Here is an 18,142-nt window from a genome sequence, read left to right on the forward strand (position 1 = left end):
CGCGCCGATGTACCAGGCAATCGTATTCCTGCCTCTGCTGGGCGCCATCCTCGCGGGGATTATCTCGCTGGTCGGGGCGCATGCGCGCAACCCGAGTGGCGACACCGTCGATCACCACGACGATGCGCATGGCGACGCCCATGCTCATGCGTCGGCGGCGCATGACGATCACGCGCACGACGACCATGGCCACGACGACCATCACGTCGCCGAGCCGCCGGCCGCGAGCTCGCGGGCGGCCGAGCTGATCACCACCGGTCTATTGTTCGTCTCCGCGGCGCTGTCCTGGTTTGCCCTGGTCAACGTCGGCTATTTGCACGAAGAGGTGCGGCACGTCGTGCTGCTGCCGTGGATCACCTCGGGCGAGCTGCAGGTGAGCTGGGGGCTGCGGATCGACACGCTGACCGCGGTGATGCTGGTCGTGGTCAACACCGTCTCCGCGCTGGTCCACCTCTACTCCATCGGCTACATGGACGAGGACCCGTACCGGCCGCGCTTCTTCGGCTATCTCTCGCTGTTCACCTTCGCGATGCTGATGCTGGTGACCGCCGACAACCTCGTGCAGCTGTTCTTCGGCTGGGAGGGCGTCGGTCTCGCAAGCTATCTGCTGATCGGCTTCTGGTACCAGAAGCCGTCGGCGAACGCCGCGGCGATCAAGGCCTTCGTGGTCAACCGCGTCGGCGATTTCGGCTTCCTGCTCGGCATCTTCGCGGTCTTCATGCTGGTCGGCTCGGTCGATCTCGAGACCATCTTCCACGCCGCGCCCGGCTTGACCGGCAAGACCATCGACTTCTTCGGCTGGCACGCCGACGCCCTGACCCTGACCTGCATCTTCCTGTTCATGGGCGCGATGGGCAAGTCGGCGCAGTTCCTGCTGCACACCTGGCTGCCGGACGCGATGGAGGGCCCGACCCCGGTGTCGGCGCTGATCCACGCCGCGACCATGGTCACCGCCGGCGTCTTCATGGTGGCGCGGCTGTCGCCGCTGTTCGAACTGGCGCCGACCGCTCAGGCCGTCGTGATGTTCTTCGGCGCCACCACGGCATTCTTCGCCGCCACCATCGGCCTCGTCCAGAACGACATCAAGCGCATCGTCGCCTATTCGACCTGCTCGCAGCTCGGCTACATGTTCGTGGCGATGGGCGCCGGGGCCTATTCGGTCGGCATGTTCCATCTGTTCACCCACGCCTTCTTCAAGGCGCTGCTGTTCCTGGGCTCCGGCTCGGTGATCTACGCGATGCACCACGAGCAGGACATCCGCAACATGGGCGGCCTCCGGCACAGGATCCCGTACACGTTCTACGTGATGTGCATCGGCACCCTGGCGCTGACCGGTTTCCCGGTGTTCGCCGGCTTCTACTCGAAGGACGCGATCATCGAGGCGGCCTATGCGGCGCACAACCCGTTCGCGATCTACGCCTATCTGCTGACGGTCGTGGCCGCCGGCCTTACCTCGTTCTATTCGTGGCGTCTGATCTTCAAGACCTTCTGCGGCGAGCCGCACGACCAGAAGCACTACGAGGCGGCGCACGAGGCTCCGCTGTGGATGCTGGTCCCGATCGGCGTGCTCGCCGTGGGCTCGTTCGCCGCCGGCTTCCTGTTCAAGGAGGTGTTCGCCACCCCGCACGGCGTCGAGGAGTTCTTCCGCCACTCCGTGACGATGAACCCGCACATCCTCGAGGACATGGAGCATATGCCGGCGCTGCTCGGCTATCTGCCGACCGTGATGATGCTGCTTGGCCTGTTCGTCGCCTACATCTTCTACATCACCAGGCCTTACCTGCCGGTCGAGCTCGCGCAACAGCAGCCGATGCTGTACCAGTTCCTGCTCAACAAATGGTACTTCGACGAGCTGTACGAGCTGATCTTCGTGCGACCCGCGAAGTGGATCGGCTACCAGCTCTGGAAGAAGGGCGACGGCTTCGTCATCGACGGCTTTGGGCCGGACGGCGTCTCGGCCCGCGTGCTCGACGTCACCCGCAACGTCGTCAAACTGCAGACCGGCTACCTCTATCACTACGCGTTTGCGATGCTGATCGGGGCTGCCGGATTGATCACCTGGTTCATGTTCGGCTTGGGAGGCCAGTAAAGCGATGACCTGGCCAATCCTTTCGGTCACGACCTTCCTGCCGGCGGTCGGCGCGATCCTGGTTTATCTGCTCGCGAGGAGCGGCGACGCGACCGCCGACCGCACCGCGCGCTGGATCGCGCTGTGGACCACGCTGATCACCTTCGTGATCTCCCTGATCCTGGTCGCGCGGTTCGATCCGGCGCAGTCCGACTTCCAGTTCGTCGAGAAGGCGTCCTGGCTCGCCACCGGCATCACCTACCACATGGGCGTCGACGGCATCTCGCTGCCGCTGATCATCCTGACCACCGCGATCATGCCGCTCTGCATCATCGCGAGCTGGAACGCGATCACGACCCGGGTCAGCGAATACATGATGGCATTCCTGATCCTGGAAACGCTGATGGTCGGCACCTTCTCGGCGCTCGACCTCGTGCTGTTCTATCTGTTCTTCGAGGGCGGCCTGATCCCGATGTTCCTGATCATTGGCGTCTGGGGCGGCCCGCGCCGGGTCTATGCCTCGTTCAAGTTCTTCCTCTACACGCTGCTCGGCTCGGTGCTGATGCTGCTCGCCATCATGGCGCTGTACTGGAACGCCGGCACCACCGACATCCCGACGTTGATGCACACCGCGGTGCCGCGCGGCCTGCAGACCTGGGCCTGGCTCGCCTTCTTCGCCTCGTTCGCGGTGAAGATGCCGATGTGGCCGGTGCACACCTGGCTGCCGGACGCCCACGTCGAGGCGCCGACCGCCGGCTCGGTGATCCTGGCGGCGATCCTCTTGAAGATGGGCGGCTACGGCTTCCTGCGCTTCTCGCTGCCGATGTTCCCGCTGGCCTCGCACGACTTCGCGCCGTTCGTGTTCACGCTCTCGGTCATCGCCATCATCTACACCTCGCTGGTGGCGCTGATGCAGGAGGACATGAAGAAGCTGATCGCGTACTCCTCGGTCGCGCATATGGGCTTCGTCACCATGGGCATCTTCGCGGTGACGACGCAGGGCGTCGCCGGCGGCATGTTCCAGATGATCTCGCACGGCATCGTCTCCGGCGCGCTGTTCCTCTGCGTCGGCGTGGTCTACGACCGCATGCACACCCGCGAGATCGCGGCCTATGGCGGCCTGGTGAACCGGATGCCGCTCTATGCGCTGACTTTCATGGTGTTCACCATGGCCAATGTCGGCCTGCCGGGCACCTCCGGCTTCATCGGCGAGTTCATGACGCTGCTCGGCACCTTCAAGGTGTCGCTGCCGACGGTGGTGCTCGCCACCACGGGCGTGATCCTGTCGGCGGGCTACGCGCTCTGGCTCTACCGCAAGATCGTGTTCGGGGCGCTGGTCAAGCCGGCGCTGATGAGCATGAAGGATCTCACTTTGCGCGAATGCGTGACACTGTTCCCGCTGATCGCGCTGACCATCCTGTTCGGCGTCTATCCGAAGCCGGTGCTCGACATGTCGGCGGCCTCGGTGCAGCAGCTCGTCAATAATTACAATACCGCCGTGACGGCCGTGAAGGCCGCCGCGTTGGTTACCCAGTAAGGCCTTAGCCCATGAGCTTTTCCAGTGCAGGTTATCAGTTGCAGCCGGTGCTGCCGGAGCTGGTGCTCGCGGTCGGCGCCATGGTGCTGTTGATGATCGGGGCCTACCGCGGGCAGGGCACGACGCGGCTCGTCACCGCGCTTGCGGTGTGTCTGTTGGTGCTGACCGGCGTGCTCGAGCTGTGGCTGCCGGGCGGCAAGCTCGTCACCTTCGGCGGCAGCTTCATCGTCGACGATTTCGCCCGCTTCCTGAAGGTCCTGGCGCTGATCGGCTCGGCCGCGACCTTGATTCTGGCGACCGAATTCCTCTCCGTCCCGTCGCAACGGACCTTCGAATTCTCGATCCTGGTGCTACTGTCGACGCTCGGCATGATGGTGCTGATCTCGGCCGGCGATCTGATCGCGCTCTATCTCGGCCTCGAGCTGATGAGCCTTGCGCTCTACGTCGTCGCCGCGAGCCAGCGCGACAACGCCAAGTCCAGCGAGGCCGGCCTGAAATATTTCGTGCTCGGTGCGCTGTCGTCCGGCATGCTGCTGTACGGCGCCTCGCTGATCTACGGCTTCACCGGCACGGTGAGCTTTGCCGGCATCGCGGCGGCGGCGACCAAGGGCAGCGTCGGCATTGTGTTCGGCCTGGTGTTCCTGCTCGCCGGCCTCTGCTTCAAGGTCTCGGCGGTGCCGTTCCACATGTGGACGCCCGACGTCTATGAGGGCGCGCCGACCCCGGTCACCGCGTTCTTCGCCTCGGCGCCGAAGGTCGCTGCGCTCGCGGTGTTCACCCGCGCGACGCTGACCGCATTCCCCGGCATCGTCACCGAGTGGCAGCAGATCCTGGTGTTCGTGTCGATCGCCTCGATGGCGCTGGGCTCATTCGCAGCAATCGGCCAGACCAACATCAAGCGGCTGATGGCCTATTCCTCGATCGGCCATATGGGCTTTGCGCTGGTCGGCCTCGCCTCCGGCACGGTCGAGGGCGCCCAGGGCGTGCTGATCTACATCGCGATCTATGTCGCGATGACGCTCGGCTCCTTCGCCATCATCCTGGCGATGAAGCGCAACGGCCAGGCGGTGGAGCAGATCAGCGATTTCGCCGGCCTGTCGCGCACCAACCCGCTGCTCGCCTTCTTCTTCGCGATGATCCTGTTCTCGCTCGCCGGCATCCCGCCGCTCGCCGGCTTCTTCGCCAAGTGGTACGTGTTCGTCGCGGCGATCAAGGCCAATCTGTTCACGCTCGCGGTGATCGGCGTGCTGACCAGCGTGGTGGGCGCGTTCTACTATCTGTCGATCGTCAAGGTGATGTATTTCGACCAGCCGCTCGGCAAGCTCGATCCGATGCGCCTCGAGCTGCGCACCGTGCTCGCGGTCGCCGGCGTCTTCAACGTGTTCTTCTTCGCCTATCCGGGCCCGCTGGTCAGCGTGGCCACGGCGGCGGCGAAGTCGCTGTTCTGATCCCACGGCGAGACCACTGGCTTTCGGGGCAGATCATGCGCAGAATGCCAGCATGACGTTCGCGCTCGGTCCCCGGGCCATATCGGCCGGCTGCAAGCTCGCCGCCTTCGACCAGCTCGGCTCGACCAACGTCGAGGCGATGTTGCGCGCGCGCGGCGGCGAGGGCGGCCCGATCTGGTTCGTGACGGCGGAGCAGACCGCGGGGCGCGGCCGCCGGCAGCGCGCCTGGATCGCGCCGCGCGGCAATCTCGCCTGCAGCATCCTCGAGGTGATGGACGTCCAGCCCGCGGTCGCGGCAACGCTCGGCTTTGCCGCCGGGCTGGCGCTCGAAGCCGCGCTGCAAAAGGTCAGCGTCGAGGCGGCACTGCGGCTCGGGCCGCAGGGCCCGCGCTACGCCCTGAAATGGCCCAACGACGTGCTGGCCAACGGCAAGAAACTCTCGGGTATCCTGCTGGAGGCCGAGGCGATCGCCGGCCGGCTCGCCGTGGTGGTCGGCATCGGCACCAACGTCGTGGCCGCGCCCGAGGGCACGCCGACACCAGCAGTGTCGCTGGCGGCGCTGGGGGTGCAGATCGCCGCCGAGGAGCTGTTTGCCGCGCTGTCGGACGCCTGGGTCGATTTCCGCGGCATCTGGGACAACGGCCGCGGCTTTGCCGAGATCCGAAGGCTGTGGCTAGCGCGCGCCGCCGGCCTCGGCGAGCCGGTCGCAATCCGGACCGGCACCGCGACGCTTGAAGGCACCTTCGATACCATCGACGACACCGGCTGCCTGATCGTGCGATCCGCCGACGGCCGCCGCATGCCGGTCACCGCCGGCGAGGTCTATTTTGGCGACGCAGCCTCGGCGAGGGCAACCTGATGGCGCGGCCGGACGAACTGACCTTCGCGCCGCTCGGCGGCGTCGGCGAGATCGGCATGAACCTGTCGATCTACGGGCTCGGCAACCGCCACCAGCGCTCGTTCCTCGCGGTCGATCTCGGCGTCTCCTTCGGCGACGAGGAGCATCTGCCCGGCATCGACCTGATCATGCCGGACATCCGCTTCCTCGAGAAGGAGCGCAACAACCTGATGGGCCTGGTGCTGACGCACGCCCATGAGGACCATTTCGGCGCCATCATCGATCTCTGGCCGAAACTCGGCTGCAAGATCTACGCGACCCAATTCAGCGCCGCGCTGTTCGAGGCCAAATGCGCCGCCGAGCGCAATCCGCCAAAGATCCCGGTCACCGTGATCCCGTCCGGCGGCCGGGTCGACATCGGCCCGTTCAATGTCGAGTTCATTCCGGTGGCGCATTCGATTCCGGAATCCCATGCGCTGGCGATCCGGACTGATGTCGGCACCGTCTTGCACACCGGCGACTGGAAGATCGACCCGACCCCGATCATCGGGCCGCCGACCGACGAGCGACGGCTGCGCGAGCTCGGCGACGAGGGCGTGCTGGCGCTGGTCGGCGATTCCACCAATGCCGTGCGTGATGGCCGTTCGCCCTCGGAAACCGAGGTGGCCGCCACCATCAAGAAGCTGGTGATGGCGGCCAAGGGCCGCGTCGCCGTCACCACCTTCGCTTCCAACGTCGCCCGCGTGCGGGCGGTGGCGGAGGCCGCAATCGCCGCCGATCGCGAGGTGGTCGTGGTCGGCCGCGCCATGGAGCGCGTGGTGCAGGTGGCGCGCGAATGCAGCTATCTCGATAGCTCGCACAAGTTCCGCAGCATCGACGTCTACGGCCATTTCCCGGCCGACAAGGTGCTGGCGCTGTGCACCGGCAGCCAGGGCGAGCCGCGCGCCGCGCTGGCGCGGATCGCCAATGACGACCATCCGCAGGTCACCCTGAACAAGGGCGACACCGTGATCTTCTCCTCCCGCACCATTCCCGGCAATGAGAAGGCGGTCGGCAGCATCATCAACAATCTGGTGATGCAGGGCGTCGAGATCATCACCGACCGCGAGCATCTGGTGCACGTCTCCGGCCATCCGCGCCGCGACGAGCTGCGCGACATGATCTCCTGGGTGCGGCCGCAGCTTTTGATCCCCGTCCACGGCGAGGCGCTGCACCTCGCCGAGCACGCCAGGCTGGCGCGCCACGCCGGCGTGCCGAAGGTGCTGACCTGCCGCAACGGCGACCTGGTCAAGCTCGGTCCCGGCGAGCCCGGCATCATCGGCGAGGTCCCGGCCGGCCGGCTCTACAAGGATGGAACAATCCTGGAAGATTCCAAGTCGCGCGCGGTGGTGGAGCGGCGGCGGATGGCGTTTGCCGGCTGCGCCTTCGTCGCCGTCGCCATGACCGAGCAGGGCGAGCTGGCCGACGATCCCGAGGTTGATCTCGCCGGCATGCCGGAGAACAATGCCACGGGCGAGCTGCTCGACGACATCGTGTTCGATGTGGTGGTATCGACCATCGAGGGCCTGCCGAAGCCGCGGCGGCGCGATCCGGACGCGCTGGCGGAATCGGTGCGCCGTGCGGTGCGGGCGGTGATCAACGAGCACTGGGGCAAGAAGCCGATCTGCTTCGTGCATGTGCTGACGGTCTGACGCCGCGGCGACGGTGGTTTACCTCTCCCTTGGGAGAGGTCGGCGCGAAGCGCCGGGTGAGGGATTACGGTCTCTCATAGGGCTGCGGCCCCTCACCCGATTTGCTGCGCAAATCGACCTCTCCCCGTCGGGGAGAGGTGAAGCGAATAAGGGAGAGGAACATGCTGGGCCGGCTCAATCACGTCGCGATCGCGGTCAAGGACGCCAAGAGCGCCGCGAAGATCTACGGCACCGCGTTCAACGCCGAGATTTCCGACGCCGTGCCGCTGCCGGAGCACGGCGTCATCACCGTGTTCGTGACCCTGCCGAACACCAAGATCGAGTTCATCGAGCCGCTCGGCGAGGCCTCGCCGATCGCCAAATTCGTCGAGCGCAATGCCGACGGCGGCATTCATCACATCTGCTACGACGTGCCCGACATCATCGCCGCGCGCGATCGCCTGATCGCCGACGGCGCGCGGGTGCTCGGCGACGGCCAGCCGAAGATCGGCGCCCACGGCAAGCCAGTGCTGTTCTTCCATCCGAAGGATTTTTCGGGCGCGCTGGTCGAGATCGAGCAGGCCTGAGGCCAATGACCGCGTACCAGATCTCCACCGGGCTCGCGATCTACTTCGTGCTTTGGTGGCTCACGCTGTTCTTGACGCTGCCGTTCGGGGTGCGCAGCCAGCACGAGGACGGCGTCGGCGCGCCCGGCACCGACCCCGGCGCGCCGGTGCTGGCGCGGATGGGCCGCAAGCTGATCTGGACCACGATCATCTCGGCCATGATCTTCGCAATCGGGATGTGGGCCTATTACGCCGGCTATCTTTCGATCGAGCGGCTGTCGAAACTGATGGGGATGCCATTCTAGGACTGGCTGTCGATGGCCCATGCCCGCATGAGCGAAGCGACATGCGGGAACAGTCCCGGGTATCGCTTCGCTCACCCGGGCTACGAAGAATGTTAGAAGTCGTTATCGGTCTTGGGGGAGAGGAATGAATTTCCAGCGGATCGCGATCGTTCTGTTCGTGCTGCTCGCCGCCGGCCTTGCCGGATCGTTCTATTTCTCCTGGAAGACGCTGACGCGGCTGCGCACCGTGCAGGCCTTCGTCGAGAGCTCGGTCTTCGCCGAAGCGGTCGCGGCCTGCGAACGGGCGCAGAGCACGACGCCGTTCAAGTGGAACGGCGGCCAGTCAACCGCGGTGATCGGGCTGCATTCGGTCAAGGTCGACAAGAGCGCCGTCAGCGCGAGCTACACGCTGTTCGCGGACAGCGTCTATTGTGACTATGATCCGATCCGGAAGAAGGCCGATATCGGTTCGAACTTCCTGGAACGGGAGTGAGGATCAACCTCACCCCGGGAGTGTGAGGAGGAGACCAAATGAACCTGCAGGCGCAATCCGCCTCCGGGCCAAGCCCATATCGCATCCTGCGGGAGACGGATCTCCGCGAATATCTGGCGGGACTGCCCGCCATCGTCGCCCAGCTCGGCGGCGCGCCGGCCGACTGGTCGATCAGCGAAGTGGGCGACGGCAATCTCAACCTCGTCTTCATCGTGAAGGGCAAAAGCGGCGGCGTTGCCGTCAAGCAGGCGCTGCCCTATGTGCGGCTGGTCGGCGAGAGCTGGCCGTTGCCGCTGTCGCGCGCCCATTACGAGCACATGGCGCTGGTGCATCAGGCGCGATTGGCGCCCGACCTGGTGCCGGCCGTGCTGCATCATGACGGCCCGTTGGCGCTGACCGCGATGCAGCTGCTCGAGCCGCACATCATCATGCGCAAGGGGCTGATCGGCGCTGTCAGCTATCCGCGCTTCGTCGATGATATCTCGACCTTCATGGCGCGGACGCTGTTCTTCTCCTCCGACCTCGCGCGCGGGGCGGCGGAGCGGAAAGAGGGGATCGCGGCGTTCGCCAGTAACCACGCGCTCTGCAAGATCACCGAGGACCTGATCTTCACCGATCCCTACCGGATTGCCGAGCAGAACCGCTGGACCGCGCCGTATCTCGACGACACCGCCGCCGCGTTCCGCGACGACCTCGACCTGCATGTCGCCATCTCCCGGCTGAAGCTGAAATTCATGGCGAGCCCGGAGGCGCTGATCCACGGCGACCTGCACACCGGCTCGATCATGGTCACCGACAGCGAGACCAGGGTGATCGATCCCGAATTCGCCTTCTACGGCCCGATGGGTTTTGATATCGGCGCCGTCATCGGCAATTTGCTGATGGCCTATCTGGCGTCCGCGGGGCACGAGCGCACGCCGGGCGAGCGGGCCGCGTTCGAGGCCTGGCTGCTGGACGTGGTCGAAGGCGTCTGGACCGAGTTCGCCCGGAAATTTTTGGCGCTGTGGCGCAGCGAGGCAAGCGGCGACGGCTATCCGGCGTCGCTGTTCACGGGCGAGGCGGGCGCTGCCCGGCTGGAGGCCGAGCGGCAGGCCTACATGGCGCGCCTATTCCAGGCCACGGTCGGCTTCGCCGCGGCCAAAACCATCCGTCGCATCCTCGGCCTCGCGCACAACATCGACTTCGAGTGGATCGCCGACGAGAAACAGCGCGCGATCTGCGAGGCGCGCGCCCTCAAGCTGGCGCGCAGCCTGATGCTGGAGGCCCCGTCGTTCACCACAATCGCCACCGTCACCTACGCCGCCCGCGAACTGCGCCACTGGCAGCCGCACTTCGCGAGGTAGGGAACGTAGTCGTAGGGGGCAAAGCGCGGCGTTTGACATGTGAACCAGAAACCCACTCCGTCATCCTGAGGTGCGAGCCTTGCGGCGCACTTGCGCCGCTGGGCGAGCCTCGAAGGATGAATCGGCCCGGCTGGTGGCCGTCGATCCTTCGAGGCTCGCCGAAGAGGCTCGCACCTCAGGATGACGGGTTAATTTGCTCAACTTGCTCGGTGTCATCACCCGCGCATGTGGGTGATCCAGTATTCCAGAGGCGGTGGTGAATGAACCGAGAGGCCGCGGCGTACTGGATCGCCCGTCAAGCCGGGCGATGACAGCGGTGGGTGAGGACAAAGCTTCACACCTTCTCAAGATGACGGGTCCAACAATGCCCCCTCGATCGGCTCAGTCCGCCGCCTGTTCGCGCAGTCGTTGGGCGTAGACGTTGATGATCAGCGCCGCCAGCAGGATCAGGCCGCGGATCAGGATCTTCAGGAAGCTGTCGATGTTGACGTGGTCGAGGCCGTTGTTGAGCACGCCGAGCACGAACAGGCCGACGATGGTGTTGCCGATGCCGCCGCGGCCGCCGAACAGGCTGGTGCCGCCGACCACCACGGCCGCAATGGAATCCAAGAGATAGGTGTCGAACTCGTTCTGCTGCGCGCTGCCGAAATGCGCGACGCCGAGCATGCCGCCGATGCCGGAGCACACCGCCGAGATCACCATCACGGCGCCGAGGATCAGCTTGACGTTGAGGCCGGCAAATTCGGCGGCCTCGCGGTTGCCGCCGACCATGTAGACGTAGCGGCCGAACCGCGTGTAGGTCAGCACCAGATGGCCGCCGAGCAGCATCACGGCGGCGACGATTACGATCCAGGGGATGCCACTGACCGAGCCGGAGCCGAGCGTCGTGATCAGCGGCGGCACCTTGTAGGCGATCTGGCCGCGCACTAGCAGCGCGGAGACGCCGGCCGCGATCTGCATCATCGCCAGCGTCATGATGAAGGAGGGGATGCCGATCACGGTCAGGCCGAGCGCGTTGACGAGGCCGAGCAGCGCGCACAGCGCCAGCGCCAGCAGGATCGCGGCCCAGCCGGGCATCGGGACGTTGGCGATGTTGACGTAGGATTCCTGCAGGGTGAAATACGCCACGGCGATGCCGGTGACGTTGGCGATGCTGGCGATCGAGAGATCGATCTCGGCGCACAGGATCACGAAGGTGAGGCCGACGGCGATGATGCCGGTGACCGAGACTTGCGTGAGAATATTGCCGACGTTGTCGAGCGTCGCAAAGGAGGGGCTGGCGATCGCAAAGAAGCCGCTGAGCAGGATCAGGGTCAGGAACGGCGCAATGTTGCGCATCTGCGAGCGCAGGAACGGCGCCAGCCCGCGCGGCCGCTGGTGATCCGCCGGCCTCGTCGCGCTGTCACTGCTCGCCATTACGTCTCTCCATCAGGCCCGATGAGCAGGTCATCGGGCCTTGTTCGCTTGTTTGCGCATGATCTCTTCGGAAAACCGCTTCGCACTTTTCCGGATCATGCTCTAAGCCGCCTCCAGCAGGCGGTCCTTGCTGACCGCCTCGCCCGCAAATTCACGCACCACCGCGCCGCGCTTCAGCACCAGGATCCGGTCGGCCAGCGACAGCACCGTCTCCGGCTCGGTCGACAGCACGATGATCGCAAGCCCCCTGGCGCGGAGGTCGCGGACGATGTTGATCACGTCGTTCTTGGCGCCGACGTCCATGCCGCGGGTCGGCTCGCACAGCACCAACAGGCGCGGCGGATAGGTCAGCCATTTCGCCAGCGCCACTTTCTGCTGGTTGCCGCCGGAGAGCATACCGAGGTCGAGCCCGACCACCGGCGGCCTGATCTGCAGCTGCTCGACCTGGCGTTTTGCAATCGCGCGCTCGGTCACCGGCTTGAGCAGCAGGGCGGAGATCCGCTCCAGAACGCTGATCGAGATGTTCTTGTAGACCGGCTCCTGGTGGAACAGCATCGCGCGCCGGCTCTCCGGCACCAGCGCGATGCCGGCGCGCCGGGCGGCTGCGGTGCTGCGGAAGATCTTTGCCGCGCCGTCGACCGCGAGCGTGCCGCCATCTGGCTTCAGCTTGCCGAACAGGATGCGCGACAGCTCGAGCTGGCCGCAGCCCATGAAGCCGTAGACGCCGAGCACCTCGCCGGCGCGCGCCTCGAACGAGACGTCCTGCAGGCTGCGGCCGAGCGAGAGCTGATCGGCCTTCAGCACCACCGCGCCGCCGTTCGGCGCCGGCAACATCAGGTCGTCGGTGTAGCTGTGCTCCAGCGCCTCGCCGCCGCGGCCGATCATGGCCTCGATCAGCGCGCCCTTGCTGGTGGCGCTGGAGGCGGTCTCGGCGACTTTGCGGCCGTTGCGGAACACGGTGACGACATCGGAGACGCGCAAAATGTCTTCGATGAAATGCGAGATGAAGACGATGCTGGTGCCTTGGTCGCGCAGCCTGCGCAGCGTCGCGAACAGGCGCTCGACCTCGGGCGGGGAGAGCGCGGAGGTCGGCTCGTCCAGGATGATGATGCGGGCGCCGGAGAACAGCACGCGGGCGATCTCGATCAGCTGCTGCAAGCCGATCGGCAGGTCGCCGAGCCGCGTCATCGGGTCGACGTCGATGCCGAACCGGGACAGCTGCTCGCCGGCCTCTCGCGCCATCCGCCGCCATTGCACGAGGCCAAGGCGGTTGGTTGGCTGGTTGCCGAGGAACACGTTCTCGGCAACGGTGAGATCAGGCGCGACGCTGAGCTCCTGATGCACCATGCCGATCCCGGCGGCGTGCGCGTCGCGGGTCGAGCGGAAGCGGGTCTCCTTGCCGTCGAGCATGAAGCGGCCGGAGAATTCGGGGTGCACGCCGGCGATGATCTTCATCAGCGTGCTTTTCCCCGCGCCGTTCTCGCCGACGAGACCGCGGATCTCGCCGGCGCGCAACGCGAAGTCGACGCCACGAAGAGCTTCGACACCGCCGAAGGCCTTCGTGATCTCCTTCAATTCGAGGATCGGGGAGCGTCCTTGCTGCATGAGGACCGCTCAGATCAGGAAGTGATCCTCCATCCACTGCATGCCCGGCGCGTTGGCCTTGGTCACGACCGGACCGTCGGTGATGACGTGTTTCGGGATGCCCTGGCCGCTCTTCTCGCCGCCGGCCACGGCGGCGACGCCCGCGACGATCGCACCGCCATGGATGCGGCAGGACGGATTGCGCACGGTTGCGAACATGCGGCCTTCCGCGACGGCCTGGATTGCCGGCGGCATGGCGTCGACGCCGCCGATCAGGATGTTGGTGCGGTTGCGCGCCTTCATGATGTTGTAGGCGGCGAGCGCCATGTCGTCATTGTGGAAGAACGCCGCGTCGATCTGCGGATATTTTGTCAGATAGGTTTCCCAGAGCCGGGCGGTCTTGGAGACGTCCCAGTCGGCGGGCTGGGTATCCAGCACCTCGATGTTCGGGAACTGTTTTACCACGCTGTTGAAACCCTTGGCGCGGCCCTGCGCGCCGGTGTGGCCGAGCGCACCCTGGGTCATGATGATCTTGCCCTTGCCGCCCATCGCGTTGCACAGCGCCTGCGTCACCGAAGCGCCCATGAACTCGTTGTCGGGTGCGAGGAACGAGTGGACGTTGATCTGATCGAGCGGCGCGATCAGCGTGTCCATGTCGATCACCGGCGTGCCGGCGTCGATCATCTTTTGCACCGGCTGGGTGAGGGTGCCGATGCCGAACGCCTGGATCGCGACGAAGTCCCACTTCTGCGACGCCATGTTGTCGATCGCGGCGCGCTGCTTGACGGCGTCGAGCTGACCGTCGAACCAGGTGACCTCGACGTTGAACAGCTTGCCCCAGAACTCGGCGGCCTGCTTGCCCTGCGCGCACCAGGTCGCCTGCAGTCCGGCGTTGGAGAAGGCGGCCTTGAGCGGCTTTTCCGAGCGGCCCATTTCGGCGGCGAGCGCCGGGCCCATGGCGCCGAACATCGCTGCGGCGGCGCCGCCGGCTGCCGCGATTTGCAGAAGGTCGCGCCTCGTCGTCGACGATTTGTCCATCCCTGGCATGGTTGCTTGCTCCCTCTTCATTTTTTGACCGACGGCGTCAGTTGCACGCGCCGCGGATCATGGGAGTGTGTCACAATCGGAACGGCGACGCTACGGTGTCTCACCGGCAAGATGCTTCTGCTGCAGCACGACAGCATCGATGTCGCGCAACAGCTTGTGCCACGCAGCATCGATCTCGTCGGACCATTGCGCACCGAGCATCTCGCGCAGTTCGTCGGCAATCACGGCAAAGAACGCGACGAACAAATCGCGTGGCGTGCCGTATGCATCGTGCGACGACACCTCGCATTCGATCATGCGGAAATGTCCGCGGCGTTCGCCGGCGAAGTCGATGATGGCCTCGATGGTCAGCGACAACATCGAACCTTTCACCGATTCGCTGCCTTCGCTGCGAAACATCGCCTGTGCTTCGGGATGCTCGCGGAACAGACGCCGATAGACCTGCGGCGTCAGGTCATCGCAGCGCGCGGCGGCGAGTTCAAAACTGTGTTCGATAGGATTCGGCGATGACGTCATGGCGGATTGCGATCATCACACAAAAAAAGAGCAGGGCTGAAAGCCCTGCTCCAAAAATTGTGTCGACCCTATTTTCCCCAAAAATGAGATTTGATCTTGATTATTGGGGTGACGCTGCTTGTGCGCGTCGGGCTCCTCCCGAGACTTGGACCACCAGGACACGCCTCGCGGCTGGCCTGAGCCCGGATTGGTAGACCATCTTTCCAGGCTTGTCACCATTTTCGGCAACGATTGTTCAAATTTCCAGCAGTTTGCGAAATGATCGGCATGACGCCACTGACGGTTGCAGCAGCGGGAGGAAAACGCGCGATGGGGTAAGGGGATACGGCAGGTTGTTGGAGTGGCTGTGACGCACGTGCCACGCCCGGTCATTTCCGCCTGCTGGAATAAACCGCGTGCTGCTTTGTCTCGACTTCCAGCGATGGCGGTGATTAGTTCCTCGCAGGATGGGTTTTGCGATGCGCCGGCGGCTCAAGAATTTCTTGCCGATCGTCCTGGTTGCCCTGCTGGTGCAAATTTTTGCGCCAATCGGGGCCTGCTGGGCGGCGAGCCTTGCCGCGTCCGACCCGCTCGCGGCGGCCACGATCTGCCATGGCGATGGCGGTGCCGGAACCGGGCAGGGCGACCAGACCGGGCAGCGGGCCCATGACGGCTGCTGCTCCGCCTGCAGCGTGCTGCAGACCGGTGCGCCGGTTGATACACCCGAAGTCGCCGATGTCGCCGTCGACCGAGCGCCGACCCAGGTCGCCTGGCTCGATTTCGCGCGCGATCTCGCCCATTCGCGCGCCGGCTCTCCCGCACAGGCCCGCGCACCACCCTCGTTCTCCTGACCACGTTCTCGCAGCCGGCGTCACCTTGGTACGCCGGCAAGTGCCCTTGAGCAAACCGGCCGAAGAGCCGGTGTCAGGATTCATCCATGTTCCGTTATCATCCGCCGGGCGGGGCAAGCGCATTGGTGCTGGGCGCCGCGCTGTGCGCGATCCCGTCCATGATTCCATCTTGGGCGAAGGCCCAGAGCACGGCCTTGCCGCCCGTCACGGTCGAGGCGCCGCAGGCTGCGCGCGCCAAGCCGGCGGCAGCGAAGCCGCGCGCGCGGACCGCGTCCGTCCGCCGGCCGGCGCGGGCGCGGGCGGCGCCGACCGTGGCGACGACGGCCCCGGCACGGAGCGCGACGCCATCAGAGACGGCAGGCGCCGCGCGCGACAGCCTGAACCGGGCACCCGCCGGCCAAACGGCGACCACGATCGATCGCAGCCAGTTCGACAACCGGCCGGCGTTCTCGGTCGCCGACGTGCTGCGCGACAGTCCGGGCATCTCGATCAAGCAGGGCAACGGCCCGCGCGACTTCGGTATCTCGATCCGCGGCTCCAACGCCCGCAACGGTTTTGGCATCCGCAACCTCGTGATCTTCGACGACGGCTTTCCGGTCACCCAGCCCGACGGCCTGTCGCGCAGCGACCTGATCGATCCGCACGCCTATGGCGCGATCGGCGTGGTGCGCGGGCCGTCATCGGCGCTCTACGGCAACTACGCGACCGGCGGCGCGCTGAATTTTCGGACCCGGCCGGGCGGCACGATCGACGGCATCGAGTACGGCGTCGACGGCGGCAGCTTTGGCTATCTCAACAACTATCTCGCCGCCGGCAAGAAGGTCGGCAATTTCGAGGGCTCGCTGTTCGCCAGCGACGCGCGCGGCGACGGCTATCTCGGCAACAGCTGGTTTAATACCCAGACCGTCAACTTCCTCGGCACCCTGCAGGCGACGCCGGACGACCGCTTCACAGTAAAGCTGATCAACAACGACCTGACAGCGCGGCTGCCGATCCGCGCCTCCCTGAATCAATTCTACCTAAATCCGTTCCAGCGCGGCTGCACGACGGGAGCGACCGCGGCGCCGGGATGCGGCACTGTGACCTTGTTCAACAACGGCTTCAACACCGCCGCCGGGACCGACAAGGAGACCGCGCTGCAGGCGGGCCTCGAACGCGACGACCGCCGCACCATCGTCGGGGGGCGCTGGGAGCACGATTTCGACAACCAGACCACCTGGCGCAATCAGTTCGTGTTCGACGACCGCAACATCAACCAACCGACCGGATCGACCAGCGCGATCGGCGATTTTCCGTCCTACAATTTCATGAGCGACGTCACCAAGCGTGGTGAAGTCCTCGGGATGGATTCCACGACGTTCGTAGGAGCCTGGTACAACACGCTGACCGCGTCGAGCGATACCCGCAATGTGATGCCGGGAGGCAACGCGACGCTGGGCCGGCTCCAGAGCAATCTGTTCAGCGACACCACGAACTATGGCATTCGTGCGCGCGAGGAGTTGAAGCTCACGCCCGCGCTGACGGCGATTGCCGGCATCGGCTGGGAGACCACCAATCTGAGCGGCCGCAACACCGCCTACACCTACACGGGCGCGGCCGGGACGACGACCACGGCCATCACCACGGCGGACCGGCAATTCCAGAACACCGCGCCCGAGCTTGCGCTGCTCTACCGGCTCAACGGCGAATGGCAATTGCGCGGCCGGGTCGCGACCGGTTACGGCACCCCGCAGGTCAGCAACTTGTTCGTGCTGCCGACCGGCCTCTCGGGCAACAACACCGGCCTGCAGCCGCAAACCAATCTCGGCTACGACATCGGCGCCGACTGGACGCCGAACAATGCGCTCAAGGTCAGCGTCACCGGCTTCTACGAGTTCTTCAAGGACGAGCTGGTCTCGCAGGCCACGCCGATCCAGGGCATCAGCTACACCTTCAATGCGCCGCGATCGGAACATCGCGGCGTCGAGCTCGCCGCCGACTGGAAGTTCCTGCCGGGCTGGCGGTTCTCCGCCGCCTACACCTATCTCGACGAGGTCTACACCGAGTACACCGAGAACATCACCAACGGCGCGGTGTTCAGCTTCAATCGCGCCGGCAACAAGATCCCCGGCATCTCGCCGAACGAGCTCACCGCACGGCTGGGCTACGACCAACTGTCGGGTCCGTTGCAGGGCCTCGGCGGGTTCGTCGAAGTGCAGTGGAAGGATTCCTTCTACATGGACAACGCCAACCTTCTGAAGGCGCCGGGCTACGAGCTCGTCAATCTCAACCTGCACTACAAGACCGATCTCGTTTCCGACTATTTCCGGAGCGTGAACCTGTTCCTCGAGGTGCGGAACGTGTTCGACCGCACCTACGTGGCGTCGGCGAACAACATCGCGAATTCGGTCACGGCGGCAGGCGTTCAAAATCCTGCGAGCGTACTGGCGAACACGACCGGCTCGATCTATGCCGGATCGCCGCGCGCCTTCGTCGCCGGCATGAAGGTCGCATTCAAATGAG

Annotated in this window: 15 protein-coding genes; 11 read left to right on the forward strand and 4 right to left on the reverse strand. The window is 65.5% G+C overall.

The window, feature by feature from the left end:
- Nucleotides 1-7: 7 nt before the first annotated feature.
- From nuoL to mtnK, 9 genes are all read left to right on the forward strand, one after another.
- Nucleotides 8-2,089 carry an NADH-quinone oxidoreductase subunit L gene (gene nuoL, locus CI41S_RS27955; protein WP_139862510.1) on the forward strand — a complete coding sequence of 694 codons (2,082 nt, stop codon included), beginning with the start codon at nucleotides 8-10 and terminating at the stop codon, nucleotides 2,087-2,089.
- A 4-nt stretch (nucleotides 2,090-2,093) separates the two neighbouring features.
- The gene (locus CI41S_RS27960; RefSeq protein WP_139862511.1) at nucleotides 2,094-3,605 is read left to right on the forward strand and encodes an NADH-quinone oxidoreductase subunit M; all 1,512 of its coding nucleotides are present in this window, start codon (nucleotides 2,094-2,096) and stop codon (nucleotides 3,603-3,605) included.
- 11 nt (nucleotides 3,606-3,616) lie between these two features.
- The gene (gene nuoN / locus CI41S_RS27965; protein WP_139862512.1) at nucleotides 3,617-5,053 is read left to right on the forward strand and encodes an NADH-quinone oxidoreductase subunit NuoN; all 1,437 of its coding nucleotides are present in this window, start codon (nucleotides 3,617-3,619) and stop codon (nucleotides 5,051-5,053) included.
- A gap of 52 nt (nucleotides 5,054-5,105) precedes the next feature.
- Complete coding sequence (locus CI41S_RS27970; RefSeq protein WP_139483889.1) at nucleotides 5,106-5,912, forward strand: biotin--[acetyl-CoA-carboxylase] ligase; 807 nt, start codon at nucleotides 5,106-5,108, stop codon at nucleotides 5,910-5,912.
- Nucleotides 5,912-7,582: a ribonuclease J gene (locus CI41S_RS27975; protein WP_139862513.1), complete on the forward strand. Its 1,671-nt coding sequence runs from the start codon at nucleotides 5,912-5,914 to the stop codon at nucleotides 7,580-7,582. Before CI41S_RS27970 ends, CI41S_RS27975 begins: the two co-directional genes overlap by 1 nt.
- A gap of 161 nt (nucleotides 7,583-7,743) precedes the next feature.
- Nucleotides 7,744-8,148, forward strand: a complete 405-nt coding sequence (gene mce, locus CI41S_RS27980) for a methylmalonyl-CoA epimerase (RefSeq protein ID WP_139862514.1) — start codon at nucleotides 7,744-7,746, stop codon at nucleotides 8,146-8,148.
- A 5-nt stretch (nucleotides 8,149-8,153) separates the two neighbouring features.
- Nucleotides 8,154-8,432, forward strand: coding sequence for a DUF1467 family protein (locus CI41S_RS27985; protein WP_139862515.1), 279 nt, complete (start codon nucleotides 8,154-8,156; stop codon nucleotides 8,430-8,432).
- 124 nt (nucleotides 8,433-8,556) lie between these two features.
- Nucleotides 8,557-8,904, forward strand: coding sequence for a hypothetical protein (locus CI41S_RS27990; protein WP_139862516.1), 348 nt, complete (start codon nucleotides 8,557-8,559; stop codon nucleotides 8,902-8,904).
- A gap of 38 nt (nucleotides 8,905-8,942) precedes the next feature.
- Nucleotides 8,943-10,247, forward strand: a complete 1,305-nt coding sequence (gene mtnK, locus CI41S_RS27995) for an S-methyl-5-thioribose kinase (protein ID WP_139862517.1) — start codon at nucleotides 8,943-8,945, stop codon at nucleotides 10,245-10,247.
- 381 nt (nucleotides 10,248-10,628) lie between these two features.
- Here the strand turns inward: mtnK and CI41S_RS28000 are convergent, their stop codons facing one another.
- The 4 genes from CI41S_RS28000 to CI41S_RS28015 all read right to left on the reverse strand — a co-directional run bounded on the left by CI41S_RS28000 (nucleotide 10,629) and on the right by CI41S_RS28015 (nucleotide 14,810).
- On the reverse strand, nucleotides 10,629-11,663 hold the full coding sequence (locus tag CI41S_RS28000) for an ABC transporter permease (RefSeq protein ID WP_139862518.1): 1,035 nt from the start codon (nucleotides 11,661-11,663) through the stop codon (nucleotides 10,629-10,631).
- Nucleotides 11,664-11,765: 102 nt separating this feature from the next.
- Nucleotides 11,766-13,268: a sugar ABC transporter ATP-binding protein gene (locus CI41S_RS28005; protein WP_139483882.1), complete on the reverse strand. Its 1,503-nt coding sequence runs from the start codon at nucleotides 13,266-13,268 to the stop codon at nucleotides 11,766-11,768.
- A gap of 9 nt (nucleotides 13,269-13,277) precedes the next feature.
- The gene (locus CI41S_RS28010; RefSeq protein WP_371815118.1) at nucleotides 13,278-14,285 is read right to left on the reverse strand and encodes a sugar ABC transporter substrate-binding protein; all 1,008 of its coding nucleotides are present in this window, start codon (nucleotides 14,283-14,285) and stop codon (nucleotides 13,278-13,280) included.
- 99 nt (nucleotides 14,286-14,384) lie between these two features.
- A complete protein-coding gene (locus tag CI41S_RS28015) occupies nucleotides 14,385-14,810 on the reverse strand; it encodes a globin (RefSeq protein WP_139483880.1) in 426 nt (141 codons plus the stop codon).
- A gap of 458 nt (nucleotides 14,811-15,268) precedes the next feature.
- Between CI41S_RS28015 and CI41S_RS28020 the strand changes: the two genes are divergently transcribed.
- Nucleotides 15,269-15,640: a DUF2946 family protein gene (locus CI41S_RS28020; RefSeq protein WP_139862520.1), complete on the forward strand. Its 372-nt coding sequence runs from the start codon at nucleotides 15,269-15,271 to the stop codon at nucleotides 15,638-15,640.
- 86 nt (nucleotides 15,641-15,726) lie between these two features.
- Nucleotides 15,727-18,141 carry a TonB-dependent receptor family protein gene (locus CI41S_RS28025; protein ID WP_139862522.1) on the forward strand — a complete coding sequence of 805 codons (2,415 nt, stop codon included), beginning with the start codon at nucleotides 15,727-15,729 and terminating at the stop codon, nucleotides 18,139-18,141.
- Nucleotide 18,142: the final 1 nt, after the last annotated feature.

Origin of the sequence: Bradyrhizobium ivorense (assembly GCF_900696085.1) — a bacterium.
Lineage (GTDB): Bacteria > Pseudomonadota > Alphaproteobacteria > Rhizobiales > Xanthobacteraceae > Bradyrhizobium > Bradyrhizobium ivorense.

Bases quoted from the DNA above. Each gene is read 5' to 3' on its own strand.
- mtnK (WP_139862517.1), top strand. From the start codon at position 8,943: ATGAACCTGCAGGCGCAATCCGCCTCCGGGCCAAGCCCATATCGCATC.
- mce (WP_139862514.1), top strand. From the start codon at position 7,744: ATGCTGGGCCGGCTCAATCACGTCGCGATCGCGGTCAAGGACGCCAAG.
- CI41S_RS27985 (WP_139862515.1), top strand. From the start codon at position 8,154: ATGACCGCGTACCAGATCTCCACCGGGCTCGCGATCTACTTCGTGCTT.
- CI41S_RS27975 (WP_139862513.1), top strand. From the start codon at position 5,912: ATGGCGCGGCCGGACGAACTGACCTTCGCGCCGCTCGGCGGCGTCGGC.
- CI41S_RS28025 (WP_139862522.1), top strand. From the start codon at position 15,727: ATGTTCCGTTATCATCCGCCGGGCGGGGCAAGCGCATTGGTGCTGGGC.
- CI41S_RS28005 (WP_139483882.1), bottom strand. From the start codon at position 13,268: ATGCAGCAAGGACGCTCCCCGATCCTCGAATTGAAGGAGATCACGAAG.
- CI41S_RS27970 (WP_139483889.1), top strand. From the start codon at position 5,106: ATGACGTTCGCGCTCGGTCCCCGGGCCATATCGGCCGGCTGCAAGCTC.
- CI41S_RS28010 (WP_371815118.1), bottom strand. From the start codon at position 14,285: ATGGACAAATCGTCGACGACGAGGCGCGACCTTCTGCAAATCGCGGCA.
- nuoL (WP_139862510.1), top strand. From the start codon at position 8: ATGTACCAGGCAATCGTATTCCTGCCTCTGCTGGGCGCCATCCTCGCG.
- nuoN (WP_139862512.1), top strand. From the start codon at position 3,617: ATGAGCTTTTCCAGTGCAGGTTATCAGTTGCAGCCGGTGCTGCCGGAG.
- CI41S_RS27990 (WP_139862516.1), top strand. From the start codon at position 8,557: ATGAATTTCCAGCGGATCGCGATCGTTCTGTTCGTGCTGCTCGCCGCC.
- CI41S_RS27960 (WP_139862511.1), top strand. From the start codon at position 2,094: ATGACCTGGCCAATCCTTTCGGTCACGACCTTCCTGCCGGCGGTCGGC.
- CI41S_RS28020 (WP_139862520.1), top strand. From the start codon at position 15,269: ATGCGCCGGCGGCTCAAGAATTTCTTGCCGATCGTCCTGGTTGCCCTG.
- CI41S_RS28015 (WP_139483880.1), bottom strand. From the start codon at position 14,810: ATGACGTCATCGCCGAATCCTATCGAACACAGTTTTGAACTCGCCGCC.
- CI41S_RS28000 (WP_139862518.1), bottom strand. From the start codon at position 11,663: ATGGCGAGCAGTGACAGCGCGACGAGGCCGGCGGATCACCAGCGGCCG.